Below are 3,499 nucleotides of genomic sequence, written 5' to 3'. Positions count from 1 at the left end.
GGCCGGGGGACACGGGGTCCTGGTCTGTCACGCGAGGATTTTCCCGAAACTGATCACGACGGTTGCACGATGTGCAGCGTTCCGCCGCCGCGGGACAGATTCAACCGACAAAACGAAGAAAAGCCGCGCCCGGCGGGATCCGCCGGGCGCGGCAGCGGCGTCAGAAGCCGACGCTGCCGGGCAGCTCGGCCCCGGCGACGACGCCCGGCTGGTTGCCGGGGGCGATGGCGTAGACGGCCAGGCCCCGCTGCACCATGCCGCCGGGGTTCAGCCGCAGCTGGCCGTCGGCGCCGAGCACCGTCTCGCCCAGCGGGATCTGCGCGGTGCCGTTGGGACCCTGGCCGCGCATGGCGCGCGCCGCGATCGCCGCCGCGTCATAGGCGACGCCGACGATGCGCGACGGCTTCTCGCCGAAGGCGGCCTCGTAGCGGCTTTCGAACTGGCTGCGCGCCGCCGGGTCGGAGCCCGGGAACCAGGCGCCGGACAGCGCCAGCTGCTGGCCCATGGCGTCGTCCATGCCCCAGAGCGCATGGCCGGCCAGGCGCAGCGGCGGCATGGCGACGCCGGACTGGGTGAGGGCGCCGGCGAAGTCGCGGGCGCGCACGCCGCTCTCGGCCAGCAGCAGCATGCCCGGACGCTGCTCGGCCGGGGCGTCGGGCATCAGGCTGAGCTTCTGGGCGATGTCCTTGGCGACCAGCGAGGGCTGGGCGGCGGCGGGGTAGAATTCCACCTGCGGCTGCGGCAGGCCGAGCTCGGCCGTCGCGGCGCGCAGCGCGGTCGCCATCTGCCGGCCCAGCGCGCCGTCCGGGGCGGCGAGGGCGAAGCGCTGCACGCCCTGGGCCTGGCCGGCGGTGACCAGCCGGCGGACCTGTTGCACGGGGGTGATGCCCAGCGGCCAGACCTGGGTGCCGGCCTGGTTGGCGTCGTTGGTGAAGGGCAGCACCGGGATGGCGCTGCCGCGGGCGACGCCGGCCACCGCCGCGGTCTCCTGCGCGGTCAGCGGGCCGACGATGACCCGTGCGCCGTCCTGGATGGCGGTGCGGGCGGCGGAGGCCGCGCCGGCCGGGCTGCCACCGGTGTCGCGGGGCAGGAATTCGAAGGAGGGGTCGCCCTGCTCGAACAGCGCCAGCTGGGCGGCGTTCAGCAGCGGCTGGCCCAGGCCGGCCTGCGGCCCGGTCAGCGGCAGCAGGACCGCGACCTTGGCGCGCGGCGGCGGCGGCGGCGCGATCTGGCCGGCCATCGGCTGCGGCGCATAGCCGCCCGCCGTGCGCGAGGCTTGCGGGGCGCAGGCGGAGAGGGCCACAAGGGCAGCGATCAGCGCGGAGCCGGCCAGGCCCCGGCGGGACTTCGGGAGAGCGGGTTTCAGTGCAGCCAGACGAAACCGGGACAGACGAGACGACAAGTGAAACCTCCCCTCCGCCGGGCAAGGGGCCCGGCCTGACGCTGGTGGCGACGCCGATCGGCAATCTCGGCGACCTCGCTCCCCGGGCGCTCGCCGTGCTGCGCGCGGCGGACGTGGTCTTGTGCGAGGACACCAGAGTAACCGCACCGATGCTCGCGCGACATGGCGTTTCGGTGAGTCTTCTGCCGCTCCACGAACACAACGAGGATGCGGCGACGCCGAAGCTGGTCGCGCGGATGGCGGGGGGGCAACGCCTGGCGCTGGTCTCGGATGCAGGGACGCCGCTGATGAGCGACCCCGGCTACCGCCTGGTGCGGGCCGCCATCGCCGAGGGCATCACCGTCTCGGCGGTGCCGGGGCCGAATGCCTCGGTGATGGCGCTGACGCTGTCGGGGCTGCCGCCGCATCCGCATCTGTTCCATGGCTTCCTGCCGCCGCGCGATGCCGCCCGCGCCGCCGAGCTGGCCCGGTTCCGCGCCATGGAGCGGGCCGGGCTGTCGGCGACACTTATTTTCTACGAGGCGCCGCACCGGCTGGGCGACACGCTGGCGGGGATGGCGGAGGTGCTGGGGCCGGAGCGCCCGGCGGCCGTGGCGCGCGAGCTGACCAAGCGCTTCGAGGAGGTCCGGCGCGGGACGCTGGCAGAGCTCGCCGCGCATTACGCCACGCACCAGGCGCGGGGCGAGATCGTGCTGCTGGTGGGCCCGCCCGGCGAGGACGTGCCTGAGGCCGAGGCCAGCCTCGACGACCGGCTGCGCGCCGCTCTGGCCGGGGGCGAGAGCCTGCGGGATGCCGCCGCCCTGGTGGCGGCGGCGACCGGGCTGCCGCGCAAGCAGGTCTATGCAAGGGCGCTGGAGATGAAGTCGGAGCAGGGCTGAGCGCCTTGCCTTGGGCTGGGCTTCGGGGGAGTCTGGCCGGGCAAGGAGAGACTGCCCGATGGCCGAGAGCCCGCGCCGCCTGGAAGCGCCGATCATCATCTTCGCCTTCGATCGCGGCGAGTATCTGCGGCGCTTCTGCCTGTCGCTGAAGGCGCAGGAGGGCATCGCGATCGACGAGCGGCGCATTTTTCTCCTCCAGGACGGGGCGGTGTCGCGGCGGTCGGGCGTGCGCTACGCGACCGACGCCGCCATGGCGGAGAGCGTCACCGCCTTCCGCAGCGTCTTCCCGGCGGGGCAGGTGGTGGCCAGCCCCGAGAATCTCGGCATCGCCGGCAATATCCAGCGCGGCGAGCGGATGGCCTTCGACTCGCTGGAGGCGGAGACGGCCTATTTCTTCGAGGACGACCTCGAGCTGGGCCCGGCCTATATGGTCATGATGGAACGCATGCGGGAGGCGCTGTCGGCCTTTCCCGAGGTCGGCTATTTCGCCGCCTATGGCGATCACCGGCAGAAGCCGAAGCCGACCCGGGTGCGGATGGTGCCGCTGGACCATCACTGGGGCTTCGGGCTGCGGCGGACGGCCTGGAAGCGGATCGCCGAATGGCTAAAGCCCTATTACGGGATCATCGGGCAGACCGACTATCCGAACCGCAATCATCTCGGCGTCTATCGCTTCCTGGCGAAGCAGGACATGGCGATCGACAAGTCGTCGCAGGATGCGCTGAAGGCGCTGGCGGCGGCGAAGCTGGGCATCGCCCGCGTCATGACCGACCTGTGCTTCGCCCGCTATATCGGGGCCAAGGGCGCCTCCTTCAGCGAGAAGCGCTTCTTCGAGATGGGCTATGACCGGATGGAGGCGGTCGGGGCTGCCGACCTGCCTTTGGAGGGTTTCACCGCCGAGCGGGTGGCCTCTGCCCTGGCGGAGCAGCAGCAGCGGTTCCGGGATTTCCGGCAGCACGAGTTCGACGGGTTCCTGGAGCGCTACGGCGCGCGGCACTGGGATCCGGACCGGCTGGTGACGCGCGACGACGTGAGCAATTTCTACCGGCTGTTCCTGGACCGGCTGCCCGAGGGCGAGCAGGTCTATGAGGCCTGGGTCGGGAAGAAGACGGTCGCGACCATGCGCCATGCGCTGATGGGCAGCCGCGAGTTCCAGGGGCGGAACTTCAGGTGAATCGCGGGGTCCGGGGGGATCGTATCCCCCCGGACCCCGCGATTC

General features: G+C 72.3%; 3 protein-coding genes. 2 read left to right on the top strand and 1 reads right to left on the bottom strand.

All coding sequences use genetic code 11. From position 1 onward, the window contains the following. Positions 1 to 160: 160 nt before the first annotated feature. Positions 161 to 1,303, bottom strand: coding sequence for a penicillin-binding protein activator (locus BKE38_RS22875; RefSeq protein ID WP_083747795.1), 1,143 nt, complete (start codon positions 1,301 to 1,303; stop codon positions 161 to 163). A 62-nt stretch (positions 1,304 to 1,365) separates the two neighbouring features. Here BKE38_RS22875 and rsmI point away from each other — a divergent pair, with 62 nt between their 5' ends. Continuing rightward, positions 1,366 to 2,280 carry a 16S rRNA (cytidine(1402)-2'-O)-methyltransferase gene (gene rsmI / locus BKE38_RS22870; protein WP_076959543.1) on the top strand — a complete coding sequence of 305 codons (915 nt, stop codon included), beginning with the start codon at positions 1,366 to 1,368 and terminating at the stop codon, positions 2,278 to 2,280. 58 nt (positions 2,281 to 2,338) lie between these two features. Then, positions 2,339 to 3,454, top strand: a complete 1,116-nt coding sequence (locus tag BKE38_RS22865; protein WP_076959542.1) for a hypothetical protein — start codon at positions 2,339 to 2,341, stop codon at positions 3,452 to 3,454. Positions 3,455 to 3,499: the final 45 nt, after the last annotated feature.

The organism is Teichococcus deserti (assembly GCF_001982615.1).
Taxonomy (GTDB): domain Bacteria; phylum Pseudomonadota; class Alphaproteobacteria; order Acetobacterales; family Acetobacteraceae; genus Pseudoroseomonas; species Pseudoroseomonas deserti.
The sequence above is the reverse complement of the archived record's forward strand: the minus strand, read 5'-3'. Positions and strand labels throughout refer to the sequence as shown.